Source organism: Rhodococcus phenolicus (assembly GCF_001646785.1).
In the GTDB taxonomy this organism is placed as follows: domain Bacteria; phylum Actinomycetota; class Actinomycetes; order Mycobacteriales; family Mycobacteriaceae; genus Rhodococcus; species Rhodococcus phenolicus.
Genome location: NZ_LRRH01000079.1, coordinates 1 through 18,239, shown reverse-complemented (window position 1 = coordinate 18,239; position 18,239 = coordinate 1). Strand labels below are relative to the sequence as shown.

Annotated in this window: 17 protein-coding genes and 1 pseudogene; 4 read left to right on the top strand and 14 right to left on the bottom strand. The window is 70.6% G+C overall.

The genetic code is table 11. The features are described 5' to 3' along the window. Positions 1–7 precede the first annotated feature (7 nt). The 7 genes from A8G15_RS20525 to pafA all read right to left on the bottom strand — a co-directional run bounded on the left by A8G15_RS20525 (position 8) and on the right by pafA (position 8,549). Positions 8–907, bottom strand: a complete 900-nt coding sequence (locus A8G15_RS20525; RefSeq protein WP_068163818.1) for a DUF4333 domain-containing protein — start codon at positions 905–907, stop codon at positions 8–10. Between the two features lie 147 nt (positions 908–1,054). Continuing rightward, a complete protein-coding gene (locus tag A8G15_RS20520; RefSeq protein WP_068163815.1) occupies positions 1,055–3,763 on the bottom strand; it encodes a DEAD/DEAH box helicase in 2,709 nt (902 codons plus the stop codon). Next, positions 3,760–4,689 carry a twin-arginine translocase subunit TatC gene (tatC, locus tag A8G15_RS20515; protein ID WP_068163811.1) on the bottom strand — a complete coding sequence of 310 codons (930 nt, stop codon included), beginning with the start codon at positions 4,687–4,689 and terminating at the stop codon, positions 3,760–3,762. Before tatC ends, A8G15_RS20520 begins: the two co-directional genes overlap by 4 nt. An 87-nt stretch (positions 4,690–4,776) precedes the next feature. Continuing rightward, the gene (gene tatA / locus A8G15_RS20510; protein ID WP_068163807.1) at positions 4,777–5,031 is read right to left on the bottom strand and encodes a Sec-independent protein translocase subunit TatA; all 255 of its coding nucleotides are present in this window, start codon (positions 5,029–5,031) and stop codon (positions 4,777–4,779) included. A 95-nt stretch (positions 5,032–5,126) separates the two neighbouring features. Then, a complete protein-coding gene (locus A8G15_RS20505) occupies positions 5,127–6,122 on the bottom strand; it encodes a helix-turn-helix transcriptional regulator (protein ID WP_068163805.1) in 996 nt (331 codons plus the stop codon). Continuing rightward, positions 6,119–7,117 carry a helix-turn-helix transcriptional regulator gene (locus A8G15_RS20500; protein WP_068163802.1) on the bottom strand — a complete coding sequence of 333 codons (999 nt, stop codon included), beginning with the start codon at positions 7,115–7,117 and terminating at the stop codon, positions 6,119–6,121. Before A8G15_RS20500 ends, A8G15_RS20505 begins: the two co-directional genes overlap by 4 nt. 73 nt (positions 7,118–7,190) lie before the next feature. Further along, positions 7,191–8,549: a Pup--protein ligase gene (gene pafA, locus A8G15_RS20495; protein WP_211270209.1), complete on the bottom strand. Its 1,359-nt coding sequence runs from the start codon at positions 8,547–8,549 to the stop codon at positions 7,191–7,193. Positions 8,550–8,613: 64 nt separating this feature from the next. Between pafA and A8G15_RS20490 the strand changes: the two genes are divergently transcribed. Beyond that, on the top strand, positions 8,614–10,119 hold the full coding sequence (locus A8G15_RS20490; protein ID WP_068163874.1) for a bifunctional phosphatase PAP2/diacylglycerol kinase family protein: 1,506 nt from the start codon (positions 8,614–8,616) through the stop codon (positions 10,117–10,119). On the opposite strand, the gene prcA is transcribed toward A8G15_RS20490, so the two are convergent. The 5 genes from prcA to A8G15_RS20465 all read right to left on the bottom strand — a co-directional run bounded on the left by prcA (position 10,104) and on the right by A8G15_RS20465 (position 14,018). Further along, complete coding sequence (prcA, locus tag A8G15_RS20485) at positions 10,104–10,898, bottom strand: proteasome subunit alpha (protein WP_068163798.1); 795 nt, start codon at positions 10,896–10,898, stop codon at positions 10,104–10,106. The two genes, A8G15_RS20490 and prcA, sit on opposite strands and share 16 nt — an antisense overlap. Further along, the gene (gene prcB, locus A8G15_RS20480; RefSeq protein ID WP_068163795.1) at positions 10,895–11,749 is read right to left on the bottom strand and encodes a proteasome subunit beta; all 855 of its coding nucleotides are present in this window, start codon (positions 11,747–11,749) and stop codon (positions 10,895–10,897) included. Before prcB ends, prcA begins: the two co-directional genes overlap by 4 nt. Beyond that, entirely contained in the window at positions 11,746–11,937 is a 192-nt protein-coding gene (locus A8G15_RS20475) for a ubiquitin-like protein Pup (RefSeq protein ID WP_059384481.1), read from the bottom strand. Before A8G15_RS20475 ends, prcB begins: the two co-directional genes overlap by 4 nt. Before the next feature lie 157 nt (positions 11,938–12,094). Further along, the gene (gene dop / locus A8G15_RS20470) at positions 12,095–13,588 is read right to left on the bottom strand and encodes a depupylase/deamidase Dop (protein WP_068163792.1); all 1,494 of its coding nucleotides are present in this window, start codon (positions 13,586–13,588) and stop codon (positions 12,095–12,097) included. Between the two features lie 49 nt (positions 13,589–13,637). Beyond that, positions 13,638–14,018: a nitroreductase family deazaflavin-dependent oxidoreductase gene (locus A8G15_RS20465; RefSeq protein WP_068163789.1), complete on the bottom strand. Its 381-nt coding sequence runs from the start codon at positions 14,016–14,018 to the stop codon at positions 13,638–13,640. Positions 14,019–14,127: 109 nt separating this feature from the next. Here A8G15_RS20465 and A8G15_RS20460 point away from each other — a divergent pair, with 109 nt between their 5' ends. After that, positions 14,128–14,667, top strand: a complete 540-nt coding sequence (locus A8G15_RS20460; RefSeq protein ID WP_068163787.1) for an NUDIX domain-containing protein — start codon at positions 14,128–14,130, stop codon at positions 14,665–14,667. 46 nt (positions 14,668–14,713) lie between these two features. Here A8G15_RS20460 and arc read toward each other — a convergent pair whose 3' ends face one another. Next, positions 14,714–16,483 (bottom strand): proteasome ATPase, encoded by a 1,770-nt coding sequence (arc, locus tag A8G15_RS20455; protein WP_068163785.1) that lies wholly within the window; start codon positions 16,481–16,483, stop codon positions 14,714–14,716. Positions 16,484–16,672: 189 nt separating this feature from the next. Here arc and A8G15_RS20450 point away from each other — a divergent pair, with 189 nt between their 5' ends. Beyond that, entirely contained in the window at positions 16,673–17,164 is a 492-nt protein-coding gene (locus A8G15_RS20450; protein WP_068163782.1) for an MTB12 C-terminal domain-containing protein, read from the top strand. A 45-nt stretch (positions 17,165–17,209) separates the two neighbouring features. On the opposite strand, the gene A8G15_RS20445 is transcribed toward A8G15_RS20450, so the two are convergent. Further along, on the bottom strand, positions 17,210–18,061 hold the full coding sequence (locus A8G15_RS20445; RefSeq protein ID WP_068163870.1) for a tRNA (adenine-N1)-methyltransferase: 852 nt from the start codon (positions 18,059–18,061) through the stop codon (positions 17,210–17,212). A gap of 48 nt (positions 18,062–18,109) precedes the next feature. Here A8G15_RS20445 and A8G15_RS30760 point away from each other — a divergent pair. After that, positions 18,110–18,239 (top strand): annotated as a pseudogene (locus tag A8G15_RS30760) (SAM-dependent methyltransferase); the annotation flags it as partial.

Here is an 18,239-nt window from a genome sequence, read left to right as displayed (position 1 = left end):
GCCTCCGTCAATTCGGACGACTGACCTCGTAGGTTCCCTTGTCGTCGGTGAAGGTCAGGGTGACCGACCGGTGCTGCCCGTCGACCGTGACGGTGCAGTCGAAGCTGGTGCCGGACTCGACCTTCTGGCCGTCCGGGCACGCCACGTCGTCGACCTGGGTGGCCCCGTAGGACTGGGTCAGTACCTTCGCGACCCCGGCCTCGGCAGCCGCGGAATCCAGCGTCTTCGAACCGAGGGACGTCGCGACGACGACCCCGATGATGCCGAGGATCACCACGACGGCCAGAGCGCCGAGACCGATGAACAGCGGCTTCTTCGATTTCGGCTGCTGCGGACCGGCGGCGGGCTGGCCCCACTGCTGACCCGGCTGGGCCTGACCCCACGGCTGCCCGCCCTGCGGTTGCTGGCCCCACTGCTGCTGCGCCTGCCCGGGCTGCGACTGTCCCCACTGCCCGGGCTGCTGCTGCCCGGCCTGACCCCACTGCTGCTGACCGGCGGCCCCCTGACCCCACTGCTGACCCGGCTGAGCCTGACCCGGCTGAGCCTGACCCGCCTGCGGTTGCTGTCCCCACGGCTGCTGAGCCTGCCCGGGCTGCTGCCCCCACTGCTGCTGACCTGCAGCGCCGGTCCCCGGCTGCCCCCACTGCTGTTGACCACCCTGGGGCTGCTGCCCCCACTGCTGGCCGGCCTGCCCCCACTGCTGCTGAGCCTGGCCGCCCTGCGGACCGGCGCCGGTACCCTGCCCGGGCTGCTGCCCCCACTGCTGCGCCTGTCCCGCGGCCGACGCGTCGAACGCCTGCGTCGGAGTCGCGCCCTGCGCAGCGCTACCCGGCGGTGCCCACTGCTGGGTCGGTTCCTGACCCGCTGCGTTGCCGGACTGGTCCTGCGGTTCGTTCGGCCCGCTCATCGTCGCCTCCCACTCACTTCACTCTGTTGATCAACCGTAGTAGCGCCCCACCCCCGTGTGGAAGCCGTGCCGCAGCGCGAATCAAACCACACCGGACCCCGGTCGTGTCCGCCGAGCCCGGCGGCAACCCCGTTGCGGGCCGGGCGATCACACCGCATCGACGCCGACGACCCCGCGCCGGATCGCCGCAACGGCACGCCCGGCGGTCTTCACGATCTCCGGATCCTGCGCGCACGTGCGGATCTGGTCGAGCAGGTCGATCACCTGGCGGCACCACCGCACGAAATCACCGGCCGACAGGTCCCGGCCGCCGCCCCCCGCCGCGAGCAGCGCCTCGGCCAGCGACTGCGTGGTCACCCACGTGTGCACCGCCGCCACGAACCCGAGATCCGGTTCCCGCGTCGGCGGCAGCTTGTGCCGCACCTCGTCGGCCCGCAACCGGTCGCACAACCGCACCGTTTCGGCGAGCGCGCGGCGCACCGGTTCGGTGGGGCCGCGCAACGCGACCGCACCCTCGACCCGCGACTCGTACACCACCGCCGACACCACCGCGGCCAGCTCGGCCGGGGACAACCCCGCCCACACCCGCTGCCGCAGGCATTCGGCGACCAGCAGATCGGTTTCGCCGTAGATGCGGGCCAGCCGCTCGCCAGCCTCGGTCGTCGACGGATCGGGCCCCGCGCTCAGGTATCCGCGTTCGGTGAGCAGGGCGACGATCCGCTCGAACGTGCGAGCCAGTGAGTTCGTCGTCGCCGCGACCTTCTGCCGTTGCTGCGCGACCTCCCGGGCCAGCCGGTTGTAGCGGTCCCCGACCCGGGCGAGCTTCTCGAGTTCCGGGTCCTTGCGGGCCGGATGCTGCCGCAGCCGCCGCCGCAGGGCGTCGATCTCCCGGGTGTCGCCGCCCGTCTTGGTGCGCTTCGGGCGGCGCGGCACCGGAATGCCCGTCGAGCGCAACGACGAAGCGATGTCACGCCGGCCCCGGCCGGTGCGGTGGTCGGTGTGCCGCGGCAACCGCAACCGGCCGACCACCTGCGCCGGTGCCGGGAAATCCGCCGCCGACAACCGGCCGGACCACGCGTCGGCGGTCACCACCAGCGGTCGCGGCTCGTCGACGGTGGAATCGGGTTCGATCACCACCGCCAGTCCCGCACGGCGCCCACCGGGTACCGCGACGATGTCGCCGCGGCGCAACGCCAGCAGCGATTCGACGGCCGCGCGGCGACGGTCCTGCCTGCCCTGCCGTTCCCGGGCCCGCTCCAGGTCGGTCAGCTCCGCCCGCAACCGCAGGTAGTCCAGGATGTCGCTGTCGTCGCCGCCGAGCCGGTCCCGCAGCTCCACCAGCGCCGCCTCGTTGCGTTCGATGCCGCGGGTCAGGCCCACCACCGACTTGTCGGCCTGGAACTGCGCGAACGACATCTCCAGCAACGCCCGCGACCGGTCCGCACCGACCGCGTCGATGAGGTTGACGGCCATGTTGTAGGACGGGCGGAACGAACTGCGCAGCGGAAACGTGCGGGTGGAGGCGAGACCGGCCACCGCGGCCGGCTCCACCCCGGGCTGCCACAACACCACCGCGTGCCCCTCGACGTCGATGCCGCGACGGCCGGCCCGACCGGTGAGCTGCGTGTATTCGCCCGGTGTCAGTTCGGCGTGGGTCTCCCCGTTGTACTTGACCAGACGTTCGAGGACGACGGTGCGGGCCGGCATGTTGATGCCGAGCGCGAGGGTTTCGGTGGCGAACACCGCGCGCACCAGCCCGCGCACGAACAGCTCTTCGACGGTGTGCCGGAACGCCGGCAGCATGCCCGCGTGATGCGCGGCGATGCCCCGTTCGAGGGCGGTGCGCCACTGGGTGAACCCGAGGACCTCGAGGTCGGCGCGCGGCAGGTCGCGGGTGTGTTCGTCGACGACCGCCCGGATCTGTGCGGCCTCCTCGTCGGAGGTCAGCCGGATCCCGCCGCGCAGGCACTGCGCGACCGCGGCGTCGCACCCGGCGCGGCTGAACACGAAGGTGATCGCCGGGAGCAGTCCGTCGCGGTCCAGGCGGGTGATGACCTCGGGGCGCGGCAGCGGCCGGAACCCGCCGTTGCCGCGGCCGCGGTCCCACGCGTCGGCGCGATCGAGCGCGAGCCGGCGCCGGACCTGCGAGAGCAGCTCGGGATCGACCACCATGCCGCGTCGCCCGCCCTCGGGGTGGGCGCGGGTGTCGAACAGGTCGTGGATGCGGGAACCGACCATCATGTGCTGGTGCAGCGGAATCGGCCGCACCTCGTCGACGACGACGGTGGTGTCGCCGCGCACGGTGGTGATCCAGTCCCCGAATTCCTCGGCGTTGGACACGGTCGCGGACAGGCTGACCAGCCGGACGTCCTCGGGCAGGTGCAGGATGACCTCTTCCCACACCGCGCCGCGGAACCGGTCGGCGAGGAAGTGCACCTCGTCCATCACCACGTGGGTCAGCCCGATCAGGCTGGTCGACGACGCGTAGATCATGTTGCGCAGCACCTCGGTGGTCATCACCACCACCGGCGCGTCCGCGTTGATCGACTGGTCGCCGGTGAGCAGCCCGACCGCGTCCTTGCCGTGGCGGGCGCACAGGTCCGCGTACTTCTGGTTGCTCAGCGCCTTGATCGGGGTCGTGTAGAAGCACTTGCCGCCGGCGTGCAACGCCAGGTGGACCGCGAACTCACCGACGACGGTCTTGCCGGCGCCGGTCGGCGCGCACACCAGCACCGAATGGCCGCCGTCGAGGGCCCGGCACGCCTGCACCTGGAACGGATCGAGGGGGAACGGCAGCAGCGCGGCGAAGGCGGCGAGCCGAGCGGGGACCGCGGCCGGGGACGACTGGTCGGTCACAGGGTGTCGGAGTAGTCGGGCTGCGTCGAGGCGGGGCGCTCGACCGGTGCGGGGGCGGCGATCGGGGAACTCTCGTCGTCGTCGAGGTCGCCCCAGCCGTCCTCACGGGCGCGGCGCGCCCGGCGCTTGTCGTTGAACCGGGTGATCTGGATGGCGATCTCGAGCAGCAGCGTCAAGGCCGCGGCGAGTGCGATCATCGAGAACGGATCCTGACCGGGGGTGGCGATGGCCGCGAACACGAACATCGCCATGATCAGGCCGCGCCGCCACGACCTGAGTTTCGCGTACGACAGGATGCCGACGGCGTTGAGCGCGACGATCACCAGCGGGATCTCGAAGGACACCCCGAAGATGATCAGCAGGTTGATCATGAAACCGAAGTACTCGGACCCGGACAGCGCGGTGACCTGGACGTCGTTGCCGACGGTGAGCAGGAACGACAGGGCGTGGGTGACGACCAGGTACGCCAGGACCGCGCCGGTGACGAACAGCACCGCGCCGGAGACGACGAACCCGACGGCATAGCGACGTTCCTTCGAGTACAGGCCGGGGGTGATGAACGCCCACAGCTGGTACAGCCACACCGGGCAGGCCATCACGACACCGGCGGTCGCGGCGACCTTCAGGCGCAGCATGAACTGCTCGAACGGGCCGGTCGCGAGCAGATGGCAACCCCCGTCGGCGCTGATGTCGGCGCGGGAGGACGCCGGCAGCGAACAGTACGGGTCGAGCAGGATCGAACCGAGGCTGGGCAGCCCGAAGATGTTGCGGCTGTACCAGACGAACCCGAGGACGGTGGTCAGGACCACCGCGGCGAGCGCGATCAGCAGCCGGGTGCGCAGTTCGTACAGATGCTCGACCAGCGACATGGTGCCGTCGGGGTTGGTCTTGCGCCGGCTGCGGCGCGGATCGAACGGGATGCGCACGGGCGGTTCTCTGCTCCTGTCGAGGCCCCCGGGGTCAGCGGAGGACCGGGGCACCCGTCGTGGATGCCCCGGTGGGATGGTCGATGGTCAGGCCGACCGTGGTTCGGTGTGCTGCGCCTCGGAGACGGTCTTGTCGACGGTCTGACCGGCGGGCAGCGGGTTCGGAGCCGTCTGCGGCGTTGCCGGCCGAGCGTCGTCGTTCTGCATCTCCTTGACCTCGCTCTTGAAGATGCGCAGCGACCGGCCCAACCCGCGGGCGGCGTCGGGAAGCTTCTTCGAGCCGAACAGGATCACGACGACGATCGCGACGATGGCCCAGTGCCACGGGCTCATTGCACCCATTATCTACCTCCACTGATGGTGTGCTGCCGATGCTACCGGACCGCACCATGCCGAATCCGGGACGACAGCGGATTGACGGGGAGTTCCCAGGAGGTTCACGAAGTTGTCACCTCACCCGGTCCCGGTTCGTCCGACGCGAGAGCGTCATACGCGTCGTATGCGTCGAGCGCGGCCGCGGCGCGGGCCCGCACCGCCGCCACCAGGTCCGCCGGGCCCAGCACCGTCACCCCTCCGCCGAGACCGACCACCAGGCGCGTCATCCACTCCGGCGACGCGAATCGCAGTACCGCGGTGCACGACCCGTCCGGCGCCAGCTGCACGTCGGTGAGCGGGTAGTAGTCGATCAGCCAGCTGTAACCGGGATCGATCCGCAACCGGGCCGCCGGCAGCGTCGGATCCCCGGCGAACAGTTCGAAACTGTCCTCGTCGTCGACCGCGGCCGGGGGGCGGGCCGGTTCGGGCAGTTCCGTGGCGGCGTCGATCCGGTCGAACCGGAACAACCGCACCCCTTCCGCGGTGCGGCACCACGCCTGCAGATAGGTGTGCTCGTCGATGAGAACCACCCGGATGGGGTCGACGTCCCGCTCCGAGACGGTGTCCCGCGACGCGGAATAGTAGGTCAGGTGCAGCACGCGGCCGTGATGCACCGCGGCCCGCACGGTCGCGGCGACCGGGTCGTCGGACACGGTCGCCGGGGCCTCGTGGTCGGCGGCGGCGCTGCCCGCGGCCGCCTCGATCTTCGCGATCGCGCCCTGCGCCGCGGACGGATCGACCACCCCGGGCATCTCGAGCAGCGACCGCAACGCCACCAGCAGCGCCGTCGCCTCCGTCGAGGTCAGCCGCAGCGGCCGGTCGATACCCGCGGTGAACGTCACCACGATGCTGTCCTCCGACAGCGACAGGTCGATGAGGTCTCCGGGACCGTAGCCGGGGAGCCCGCACACCCACAGCTGGTTGAGGTCGTCCATGATCTGCTTCGGGGTCACCCCCAGATCGCGGGCCGCCTCGGCCGCGCTGATCCCCGGGTTCGCCGTGAAATAGGGCACCAGGTTGAGCAGCCGCGTCAGCCGCCCCGACAGTCGTGTGCTCAACGTTCGCCCTCCACGGTCGTCCCGGCGACCACCCGGGTCAGGATGCGCCGCACCTGTTCACGCAACTCGGCCGGTGCCAGCACCAGGGCGTCGGCGCCCTGCCCGGCGATCACCCGGGCGATCCAGCTCCACGAGCGCACCGGCACCTCGAGCACCGTGCCGTCGCGGTCCCCGATCCGGCGCCGTCCGGTCTCGGTGCCGAGCCGGCGCAGCTCGGCGGCCCGGCCGTCCGGCACCCACACCCGGGCCGCGCCGGTCACATCACCGGTGCTGGTCGCGGCCAGGACCCGCGCCCGCAGATCCACCCCCTCCGGGATGGTGACGGCCCCGGCCGGACCGAGCGCGGTGACCTCGTCCCCGATGCGGGAGAGCCGGAAGGTGCGGGTCGCGTCGCGGTCGCGGTCGTACCCGACCAGATACCAGCGGCCGTGCACGGTGACGATGCCCCACGGTTCGACGGTGCGCCGGGTCCACGGGTCGGTCGGTGACCCGCGGTGTTCGAACTGCACGGCGCGGCGCGCGTCGATCGCCGCGAGCAGCGCGTGCAGCGCCGGTTCGGACCCGCGGGCCCGCGCCGGCAGCGAGGTCACCGTGCCGGTCGGGTCCGCGTCGACCTGCACCCCCGCCGCCCGCAGCTTCAGCAACGCGCTCTGCGCCGCCGAGGTCAGCTCCGGGGACGACCACAGTGCCGCCGCCACCGCGACCGCGGCGGTCTCCGAGCTGGTCAGCTCGATGTCGGGCAGTTCGTAGGCGTCCCGGTTGATGCGATAACCCTCGACCGTCGAGTACCGGGACGGCATGCCCGTCTCCAACGGGACACCGAGGTCGCGGAGCTCGTTCTTGTCGCGCTCGAACATGCGGCTGAACGCCTCGTCGCTCGCGGAGTCCGCGTATCCGGCCACCGACGCCCGGATCTTCTCCGCCGTCAGGAACTGGCGGGTGGACAGCAACGCGATGACCAGGTTGACCAGCCGTTCGACTTTCGAGATCGCCACGCCGGCAAGCCTAGTGCCACGTCCGCGACCGTCCGCAGGCGTGGTCGTGCGACACGCGCTGCAGTGCGGTGATCTACATGGAGGCGATCAGCCGCTCCACCCGCTCGTCGACGGACCGGAACGGGTCCTTGCACAGCACGGTGCGCTGCGCCTGATCGTTGAGCTTGAGATGCACCCAGTCGACGGTGAAGTCGCGGCCGGCGGCCTGCGCCGCGGCGATGAAGTCCCCGCGCAGCTTCGCGCGGGTGGTCTGCGGCGGCGTGTTCACGGCCCTGTCGACGGCCTCGTCGTCGGTGGCGCGGGCCGCCAGGCCCTTGCGCTGCAGCAGATCGAACACGCCGCGACCGCGTTTGATGTCGTGGTATGCCAGGTCCAGCTGCGCGATCTTCGGGTCCGACAGTTCCATGCCGTAGCGGTCCTGATAGCGCTGGAACAGCTTGCGTTTGATCACCCAGTCGACCTCGGTGTCGACCTTCGCGAAGTCCTGCGACTCGACCGCGTCGAGCACCCGGCCCCACAGATCCACCACCTGCGCCACGTGCGGATCCGGTTCGCGGCTGCGCAGGTAGTCGACCGCGCGGGCGTGGTACTCGCGCTGGATGTCGAGGGCACTGGCCTGCCGCCCCCCGGCCAGGCGCACCGGACGCCGTCCGGTCAGGTCGTGACTGACCTCCCGGATCGCGCGGATCGGATTGTCCAACGCGAAATCGCGGAACGCGACACCCGCCTCGATCATCTCGAGCACCAGCGACGCCGACCCCACCTTCAGCATCGTGGTGGTTTCGGACATGTTCGAATCGCCGACGATCACGTGCAGCCGCCGGTACTTCTCGGCGTCGGCGTGCGGTTCGTCGCGGGTGTTGATGATCGGCCGGGACCGGGTGGTCGCCGACGAGACCCCCTCCCAGATGTGCTCGGCGCGCTGCGACAGGCAGAACGTCGCGGCCTTCGGGGTCTGCAGCACCTTCCCGGCGCCGCAGATCAGCTGGCGGGTCACCAGGAACGGCAGCAGCACATCGGAGATCCGGGAGAACTCGCCCACCCGCGCCACCAGATAGTTCTCGTGGCAGCCGTACGAATTACCGGCCGAGTCGGTGTTGTTCTTGAACAGGTAGATGTCGCCGCCGATGCCTTCCTCGGCGAGACGCTGTTCGGCGTCGACGAGCAGATCCTCGAGGACCCGCTCCCCGGCGTGGTCGTGCTCGACGAGCTGCAACAGGTCGTCGCACTCGGCGGTCGCGTACTCCGGGTGCGATCCCACGTCGAGGTACAACCGCGCCCCGTTGCGCAGGAACACATTGGAGCTGCGGCCCCACGACACGACCCGGCGGAACAGGTAACGCGCCACCTCGTCCGGGCTCAGTCGGCGATGCCCGTGAAAGGTACACGTGACGCCGAATTCCGTCTCGATACCCATGATTCGTCGCTGCACACCTCGACAGTACCGCTCCGAAGATGCGACCATCGGCTGCAACGGCATCTACGGTCAACCTGTGATGTTCGATGCCGCCCGGTGGAGCCGCGCAGACCGAGTCCTGTTCGAACGCAGCGGTGCGCTGCGCCCCTCCCACGCCGATCCGGCACTGCGGGTTCTCAGCCGCGTCGCCGACCACAGCGTGCTGTGGATGGGGTGCGCGGCGGTGGGGATCGCGATCGGCGGCACCCCCCGCCGGGCCGTGGTCCGCGGCCTGCTGTCGGTCGCCGGCGCCAGCGCCGTCGCCAACGGTGTGCTCAAACCGCTGCTGCCGCGTCGCCGCCCCCCGGCCCGCGTCGAACCGCACTTCCGGCGCCGCACCGTGCCCATGCCCACGTCGTCGTCGTTCCCGTCCGGGCACGCCGCGTCCGCCGCCGCGTTCACCACCGGTGTGGCCCTCGAGTCCCCCGCCTCGGCCGCGGTCGTGGCACCGCTGGCCGCCGCCGTGGCGTACTCGCGGGTGCACACCGGCGTGCACTGGCCCAGCGACGTGCTCGTCGGCGCGGCCGTCGGCGCCGCGATCGCGCTCGGAACCCGCCGCTGGTGGGCGGTGCGCGACGACGAACCCGCGGTCGCCGGACCCTCGGTGGAGGCACCGGCACTGCCCACCGGACGCGGACTGCTGGTCGTCGTCAACCCGGGCTCGGGCGACGGCGACAGCGACCACGCCGAGTTGCGCGCCGCGCTGCCGGACGCCCGCATCGTCACCCTGCCCGCCGGTGACGACCTCGCGGCCGAACTGGACCGGCTGATCGGCGAGCACGCGCCGGTCGCGATCGGCGTCGACGGCGGGGACGGCACCGTCGTCGCGGTCGCCTCGGCCGCGGTCGCCGCAAATCTGCCGCTGGCGGTGTTTCCCGGCGGCACCCTCAACCACTTCGCGCGCGACGCCGGCGCCGCCGACCCCGGTGACACGATCCGCGCCGTCACCGAGGGTCACGCCGTCCGCATCGACCTCGGGCAGGTCACCGTCACCGGTCCGGACAGCGCCGCCGGACAGGACGATACCGCCGGCACCGAGCACACCTTCGTCAACACCGCCAGCCTGGGCGGCTACCCGGATTCGGTGCGGCTGCGGGAACGCTGGGAACCACGCATCGGCAAATGGCCGGCCGCGGCCGCGGCGATGGCGCGGGTCCTGGCGACCGCGACGCCGCTGCGGTTGCGGCTCGACGGCACCCCGATGGCGGTGTGGCTGTTGTTCGTCGGCAACGGCCGATACACGCCGACCGACCGGGTCCCGATGTCACGGCCCGCACTCACCGGCGGCACCCTCGATGTGCGCTACCTGCGCGCGGACCGCCGATGGTCACGGCTGCGGCTGCTCACCGCCGTGGCCACCGGAAGCCTGGACCGGTCCCCGACCTACGCCCAGCAGAACCTGAGCGGCCTGTCGGTGCGGATCGAGGGGCCGTCGGTGGCCCTGGCCACCGACGGCGAGGTCGTCGCCGACAGCACCGAATTCGAATTCCGCAGTGCCCCTGCGATCTTGACGCTCTACCGGCTACCCGATCAGGAATCGTCCTGACCGGTCGTTCCGGTGTCGGCCTCCGGCTCCGCCGGCGACGGCGCCGCATCCTCGGCGACCGTCTCGCCGGACCCGGTCGCCGGCAACAGCGACTCGAGCGCGGCACCGGTGATCCGCCGGAACGCCCGGCGCGGCCGCGGCTTCTCGAGCACCGCGACCTCGAGTTCGCCGATCCCCAGCGTGCGCGGCGCCGCATCCGACCCGGTGCCGCGCTGCAACGCGGTCACCGCCACCGCCACCGCGGCCCCCAGTTCGAGGCCGGGCCGATATGCCTCACGCAACGCGGTCGCGATCGGTTCGGTGGTGCCACCCATCACCACGAACTGCGGTTCGTCGACGATCGAACCGTCGTAGGTGATCCGATACAGCTGCGGCGCATCCTCGGTGTCGGCGCGTCCCACCTCGGCGACGCAGATCTCCACCTCGTACGGCTTGGGCTGATCGGTGAAGATCGACCCGAGGGTCGAGGCGAACGCGTTCGCCAGCGACCGGCCCGTCACGTCCCGCCGGTCGTAGGCGTAGCCGCGCATGTCGGCGTGCATGATCCCGGAGCGGCGCAGGCTCTCGAACTCGTTGTACTTACCGACCGCGGCGAAGCCCACCCGGTCGTACAGTTCGCTGATCTTGTGCAGCGCCTTCGACGGGTTCTCCGCGACGAACACCACCCCGTCCGCGTAGATCAGGGCGATGACGCTGCGCCCGCGGCCGATGCCCTTGCGGGCCAGCTCCGAGCGGTCCCGCATGATCTGCTCGGCGGACGCATAGTACGGCAGCGTCATTGCCCACCTCCTGCGGTGCGGTCGGCCACGATCGCGCGGGCCAGTTCGGACAAGGTCGTCTCCGGCACCAGCGTCGCGCCGGTCCCTGTGATCACCGCGGCCGTCGGATAGATGCCGCGGGTCGTGTCGGGACCACCGGTGCCGCTGTCGTCGTCGGCCGCGTCGTACAGCGCCTCCACCGCGCTGCGCAGCGCGTACTGCTCGTCCGCGTCCCCCCGGTACAGCTTCTTGAGCGACGACTTCGCGAACAACGAACCCGACCCGACGGCGTGATAGCCGGCGCGTTCCTCGTACCGGCCGCCGACCACGTCGTACGAGACGATGCGGCCCGCCCGGTGCGGATCGGTGGCGTCGAGATCGAACCCGACCAGCAGCGGCACCACGGCCAGCCCCTGCATGGCCGCCCCGAGATTGCCGCGCACCATCGACGACAGCCGGTTGGCCTTGCCGTCGAACGTCAACGGCACACCCTCGATCTTCTCGTAGTGCTCGAGCTCGACGGCGAACAGCCGCACCATCTCCACGGCCAGGCCCGCGGTCCCGGCGATACCGGCCGCGGAGTACTCGTCGGTGATGTGCACCTTGTCCACGTCGCGGCTCGCGATGAGACTGCCCATCGTGGCGCGCCGGTCACCGGCGATCAGCACACCACCGTCGAAGGTCACCGCCACGATGGTCGTCCCGTGCGGCGCGACGTCCCCGAGCGCACCGAGCTGACCGGCGAACCGGTTCTCGGGCAGCAACTCGGGGGCGTGCACCCGCAGATGATCGGTGAACGAGGACATCGGAGACGCGAGGTGCAGCCGGGGCTGCACCTCGCGATACGGAAGTGAGGATCGATCCGCTGTCACTGGCCGCCCTTCTGCACATAGGCCCGCACGAAGTCCTCGGCGTTCTCCTCGAGCACATCGTCGATCTCGTCGAGAAGATCGTCGGTTTCCGACGCCAGCTTCTCGCGCCGTTCCTGACCGGCACCACCGTCGCCGACGACCTCGTCGTCGTCGCCGCCACCACCGCGTGTGGTCTGCTCCTGCGCCATAGCCGCGACCTCCTCGATCACTGTGGTGTCCGGCTCCGGTCGACGACCGGGACGGGCCACCAGCTTGCTCAGAACTCCACCCTACCGAGCCGACCCGGCACCGAGTGCGACTTGGCGTGCGGCGCGCCCGTGTGTCGGCGGCCACGCCCGCACCGGCTCAGTGGGTGAGCTGGTCCACCAGCTCGGCCGCCGAATCCACCGACTCGAGCAACGCACCGACGTGGGCGCGGCTGCCGCGCAGCGGCTCGAGCGTCGGGATCCGCACCAGCGACTCACCACCGAGATCGAAGATCACCGAATCCCAGCTGGCCGCGGCGATGTCCGCACCGAACCGGCGCAGGCACTCGCCGCGGAAGAACGCCCGGGTGTCCGCGGGCGGGGTGTGCACCGCGTCGAGGACCTGCTGCTCGGTGACCAGGCGTTTCATCGACCCTCGGGCCACCAGCCGGTTGTACAGGCCCTTGTCCAGGCGCACGTCCGAGTACTGCAGGTCCAGCATGTGCAGTTTGGGAGCCGACCACGCCAGCCCCTCCCGGTTCCGGAACCCCTCGAGCAACCGCAGCTTCGCCGGCCAGTCCAGCAGGTCCGCGCATTCCATCGGATCGCGTTCGAGCAGATCCAGCACCTTCGCCCACTGGTCGAGCACGTCGAGCACCCGGGCGTCGTCGGTGCCGTCGTGGAACTTCGCGGCCCGCTCGTGGTAGATCCGCTGCAACGCCAGACCGGTCAGCTCCCGGCCGTCGACCAGGGCGACCGTCTTGCGCAGCGTCGGATCGTGGCTGATGTGATGCACCGCGGTCACCGGCCGCGCCAACTGCAGATCCGACAGGTCGACGCCGGCCTCGATCAGATCCAACACCAGCGCGGTGGTACCGACCTTCAGGTACGTCGCCGTCTCCGCCAGGTTCGCGTCACCGATGATCACGTGCAGCCGCCGGTACTTGTCGGCGTCGGCGTGCGGTTCGTCGCGGGTGTTGATGATGCCGCGTTTGAGGGTCGTCTCAAGCCCGACCTCGACCTCGATGTAGTCGGCGCGCTGCGACAACTGGAAGCCGGCCTCGTCCCCGGACTGGCCGATCCCGACCCGCCCGGAGCCACAGATCACCTGACGGGACGCGAAGAACGGGGTCAGGCCCGCCACCACCGCCGAGAACGGGGTGTCCCGCGACATCAGGTAGTTCTCGTGGGTGCCGTAGGAGGCGCCCTTACCGTCGACGTTGTTCTTGTACAGCTGCAGGCGCGGGGCACCGGGCACGCTCGACGCGTGCCGCGCCGCCGCCTCCATCACCCGCTCACCGGCCTTGTCCCAGATCACCGCGTCCAACGGGTCCGCGACCTCCGGCGCCGAATACTCGGGATGGGCATGGTCGACGTACAGGCGCGCCCCGTTGGTGAGGATCATGTTGGCGGCGCCGACCTCGTCGGCGTCGATGACCGGGGCCGGGCCGTTGAACCGGCCCAGGTCGAACCCGCGGGCGTCGCGCAGCGGCGACTCGACCTCGTAGTCCCAGCGGGTCCGCTTGGCGCGCGGCACCCCCTCGGCCGCCGCGTACGCCAGCACCGCCTGGGTGGAGGTCAGGATCGGGTTCGCCGTGGGTTCGTTGGGTGAGGAGATCCCGTACTCGACCTCGATACCGATGATCCGCTGCATGGCACCGAGCCTAGGTGATCACCGCGTCCGCGGGCGGGCAGCGGGCCGATCAGGGTGCGGCGGTGCAGTCCAGATAGTCGGTCGCACCGATCGTGGTGAGCACCCACCGCACCGGCGGCGGCGCCCACGCCGCGCCCGGATCGTGGCCCGTCCGCGGTGCGGTCAACGTCACCGTGCGCCCCCGGGTGATCACGACGCAGCCGCCGGCGGCACGCACGTTGCGCAACCAGTCCACCCCGGGGCCGTAGGTCAGCGCGAACCGGTAGCGGTCGCCGTCGGCGAACACGTTGACCGGCGTCCGGTACACCCGGCCCGACCGTCGCCCGCGATGCTCGACGACCGCCATGTACGGCAGGTGCGCCGCCAGCGGCCGCACCACGCGATTGGTGACGACCCGGTTGAACCGGGCCAGGGCGGCGGGCAGGGGCATCGGGGCACTCCCTCCGGGCGGTGGACCGGGCGCGCGCGTGTGCCGGGCGCACCGCCCCGACGCTACGCCGCCCGGCCGCGACGCGGGTCCGGGTGGCAGCATGATCCCAATGGATGCGACTCCCTGGTACGAGCGGGGCTCCGACGAACTCGTCGCCGTGTACGACGCCGCCGGCCGCTGTACCGGGCAGGCGCCCCGCTCACAGGTGTACGCGCAGGGCCTGTGGCACGGCAGCGCCGGGGTGCTGCTGCGTTCGCCGGACCGCACCCGCATCTACGTGCACCGCCGCGCCGCCGGCAAGGCGGTGTTCGCCGCGCACCACGACTGCCTCGCCGGCGGGGTGATCGACCCCGGGGAAACCCCCGTCGACGCGGCCCGGCGCGAACTGACCGAAGAACTCGGCGTCACCGGTGTCCCGCTGCGCCCCCTCGCGGCGGCCGCGTGGGACGGCAGCTGGCTGGGGCACCCCCTGCGGTGCCACCTGTGGGCGTTCGAAGCCTGCTGGGACGGACCGGTCACCCATCAGGACAGCGAGATCGCCGCCGGCTGGTGGTGGACACTCGACGAGCTGCGCACCCGTCTGCGCGACCCGGCCTGGCCGTTCGCGCCGGACACCCGCATGCTGCTCGCCGGCCTGCTGCAGCAATGAGGTGGGGCCCGGGATCGTCTCCCGGGCCCCACCTCACCGCAACGGACTACAGGTACTGACCGGTGTTCGACTCGGTGTCGATCGCCCGGCTCGTGCTGGCGTTCTTGCCGGTGACCAGGGTGCGGATGTAGACGATCCGCTCCCCCTTCTTCCCGGAGATGCGCGCCCAGTCGTCCGGGTTGGTGGTGTTGGGCAGGTCCTCGTTCTCGGCGAACTCGTCGACGATCGAATCGAGCAGATGCTGCACCCGCAGGCCCGGTGCGCCGGTGTCGAGCACCGACTTGATCGCGTACTTCTTGCCGCGGTCGACGATGTTCTGGATCATCGCCCCCGAGTTGAAGTCCTTGAAGAACAGGACCTCCTTGTCGCCGTTGGCGTAGGTGACCTCCAGGAACCGGTTCTCCTCCGACTCGGCGTACATCCGGTCGACGACCCGCTCGATCATCGCCCGCACGCAGGCACCGCGGTCGCCGCCGAACTCGGCGAGATCGTCGGCGTGCACCGGCAACGCGTCGGTCAGGTACTTCGAGAAGATGTCGAGCGCCGCTTCCGCATCCGGCCGTTCGATCTTGATCTTCACGTCCAGCCGGCCGGGCCGCAGGATCGCCGGGTCGATCATGTCCTCACGGTTCGAGGCGCCGATGACGATGACGTTCTCGAGCCCTTCGACACCGTCGATCTCCGACAGCAGCTGCGGCACGACCGTCGTCTCCACGTCGGAGGACACCCCCGACCCGCGGGTCCGGAAGATCGAGTCCATCTCGTCGAAGAACACGATCACCGGGGTGCCCTCGGACGCCTTCTCCCGGGCCCGCTGGAAGATCATCCGGATGTGCCGCTCGGTCTCGCCGACGAACTTGTTGAGCAGCTCCGGGCCCTTGATGTTCAGGAAGTACGACTTGGCTTCCTTCGAATCCTGGCCGCGGGCCTCGGCGATCTTCTTCGCCAGCGAATTCGCCACCGCCTTCGCGATCAGCGTCTTGCCGCACCCGGGCGGGCCGTACAGCAGCACGCCCTTCGGCGGCCGCAGCGCGTACTCGCGGAACAGGTCCTTGTGCAGGAACGGCAACTCCACCGCGTCGCGGATCTGTTCGATCTGCCGGCCCAGACCACCGATGTCGCCGTAGTCGACGTCCGGCACCTCCTCGAGCACGAGGTCTTCGACCTCCGCCTTGGGAATGCGTTCGAACGCGTAACCGGCCTTGCTGTCGACGAGCAGCGAATCACCCGGACGCAGCTTGAAACTGTCCTCGGTGTCGGCGATGTCCGCGTTCACCGGGTCGAGGGTGCGCGCGGCCGCGGCGGCCAGGGGCGCGGCCAGCCACACCACACGTTCCTCGTCGGCGTGCCCGACCACCAGGGCGCGGGTGCCGTCGTCGAGCAGTTCGCGCAGCGCCGTGATCTCCCCGACCCGTTCGAAACCGCCGGTCTCGACGACGGTGAGGGCCTCGTTCAACCGCACGGACTGGCCGGGTTCGAAATCGCCGGTGTCGAGATTCGGCGACACCGCCACCCGCATCTTCCGGCCCGAGGTGAACACGTCGACGGTCTGATCCTCGAAGGTGCTCAGCAGCACCCCGTAACCGCTCGGTGGCTGCCCGAGCCGGTCCACCTCCTCCCGGAGGGTGATCAGCTGTTGGCGGGCCTCCTTGAGCGTTTCCATCAGCTTGCCGTTGCGGACGGTGAGGGAGTCGAGGCGGGCCTCGAGATCGCGTACCTGGTCGGACGGTTCGGCGAGCCGACGTCGCAACGCGGCGACCTCGGTACGCAATTCGTCGATCTCACGGGCGGCAACCGAATCCGGGTTCTCTGACATGTGCGACTCCCTCCGCTGTCGGTCTTTCCACGCTACCGGCAGACGGGCCAAAGTGCGGGGGGACACGAAACAGCCGTGTTCCGAACACGTGTCGGCGTACTCACACGCTCGGCACCGGAACCGGACGGCCCACGATGTTAGCCTTGCCTATCTTGTCCGTTCCGACGGTTCACACGAAAGGGGTCCTTCGTGACCATCCGCACGCTCGCCACCGTCGCCGCCACCGCCGCGGCCCTCGCCGCCCTCACCGCGTGCGGCAGCTCCTCCGACGACTCCGCCGGCGACGGCGCCACCACCGAATCGGCCACCGCATCGGCCCCGGGGACCACGAGCGCGGCCGCCGCGGCCCCCGTCACCGCCGACGTCCTGCAGCAGCAGGTGACGATCTTCTTCGACCCGGCCGCCACCGTCGACGCCAAGGCCGCCGTCGTCGAGAACGGCACCGAGCGCACCGCCGTGCTCGAACAGTTCAACGGGGTGCTCGCCGGCTACCCGCTGACCGGCACCGTCGGCGCGGTCACCGCCGTCGACGACGACACCGTCACCGCTTCCACCGAGGTCGCCGGGCCGCACGGCGGCGCCCCCATGCCGCTGACGTTCGAACAGGTCGACGGCCAGTGGGTCATCGCCGACGACAGCGTCTGCTCGATCTTCGAGATGGGCCACCTGCCCTGCACCTGAGCCCGGCACACCGTGGCCCGGCCGAGCCGGGCCACGGCACCGTCCTCAGCCCTTGCTGGGGCGCCGCTGCGGCTTCGGGGTCTCCACCCCGTCCTGCAACCGGCGGGCACTGACCAGGAACGCGGTGTGCCCCTGCATCCGATGCTCCGGACGCACCGCCAACCCCACCACATGCCAGCCCCGCACCATCGACTCCCACGACCGCGGCTCGGTCCAGCAGGTCTGCTCCCGCAGCGCCTCCACCACCCGCGACAACTGCGTCGTCGTCGCCACATAGACGATGAGCACCCCACCGGGCACCAGTGTCCTCTTCACCGTGTCCAGCACATCCCACGGCGCGAGCATGTCCAGCACCACCCGATCGACCCTGCCGTGGGTCTCCACGTCGTAGTCCGCCAGGTCGGCCAGCTCCGTCGTCCAGTTCGCCGGGCGTTCCCCGAAGAACGTGGTCACGTTGCGCTCGGCGTGCTCGAGATGATCCTCGCGCACCTCGTACGAGATCACCTTGCCGGTCGACCCGACCGCACGCAGCAGCGAACACGTCAACGCCCCGGAGCCGGCACCGGCCTCGAGCACCCTGGCACCCGGGAAGATGTCGCCCTCCTGCACGATCTGCGCGGCGTCCTTCGGGTAGATCACCTGCGCCCCGCGCGGCATCGACATCACGTAATCGACCAGCAACGGACGCAACGCCAGATACGGGGTGCCGTTCGTCGACGTCACCACCACACCCTCGTCGGTGCCGATCAGATCGTCGTGCACGATCCCGCCCCGGTGGGTGTGGAACTCCTTGCCCGGCTCCAGCACCACGGTGTACTTCCGGCCCTTGGCATCGGTCAACTGCACGCGATCACCGACCTGGAACGGTCCGCTACGCCCGAGTCCGCCTGCTGCCATCGCCGTGTCCACCCTCGCCTGCTCGCCTCTCGAAACGGCCCGGACACCGTCCGCCGGACACTGGTGCCCGGTGGGGTGCTCATCGTCTATGTGGCGACGACGACGCAGTTGTCGCGGGTGGTGGAGGCGCTGCGGGAGCAGACCTGCTGGACCGAGCCGCGGTCGTGGGAGTCGATGG

What these genes read in the sequence shown, in the direction of transcription:
- A8G15_RS20475 (WP_059384481.1), bottom strand. Translation starts at nt 11,937, where the DNA reads ATGGCGCAGGAGCAGACCACACGCGGTGGTGGCGGCGACGACGACGAG.
- tatA (WP_068163807.1), bottom strand. Translation starts at nt 5,031, where the DNA reads ATGGGTGCAATGAGCCCGTGGCACTGGGCCATCGTCGCGATCGTCGTC.
- dop (WP_068163792.1), bottom strand. Translation starts at nt 13,588, where the DNA reads ATGCAGCGGATCATCGGTATCGAGGTCGAGTACGGGATCTCCTCACCC.
- arc (WP_068163785.1), bottom strand. Translation starts at nt 16,483, where the DNA reads ATGTCAGAGAACCCGGATTCGGTTGCCGCCCGTGAGATCGACGAATTG.
- A8G15_RS20490 (WP_068163874.1), top strand. Translation starts at nt 8,614, where the DNA reads ATGTTCGATGCCGCCCGGTGGAGCCGCGCAGACCGAGTCCTGTTCGAA.
- A8G15_RS20460 (WP_068163787.1), top strand. Translation starts at nt 14,128, where the DNA reads ATGGATGCGACTCCCTGGTACGAGCGGGGCTCCGACGAACTCGTCGCC.
- A8G15_RS20465 (WP_068163789.1), bottom strand. Translation starts at nt 14,018, where the DNA reads ATGCCCCTGCCCGCCGCCCTGGCCCGGTTCAACCGGGTCGTCACCAAT.
- prcA (WP_068163798.1), bottom strand. Translation starts at nt 10,898, where the DNA reads ATGACGCTGCCGTACTATGCGTCCGCCGAGCAGATCATGCGGGACCGC.
- A8G15_RS20445 (WP_068163870.1), bottom strand. Translation starts at nt 18,061, where the DNA reads ATGGCAGCAGGCGGACTCGGGCGTAGCGGACCGTTCCAGGTCGGTGAT.
- A8G15_RS20525 (WP_068163818.1), bottom strand. Translation starts at nt 907, where the DNA reads ATGAGCGGGCCGAACGAACCGCAGGACCAGTCCGGCAACGCAGCGGGT.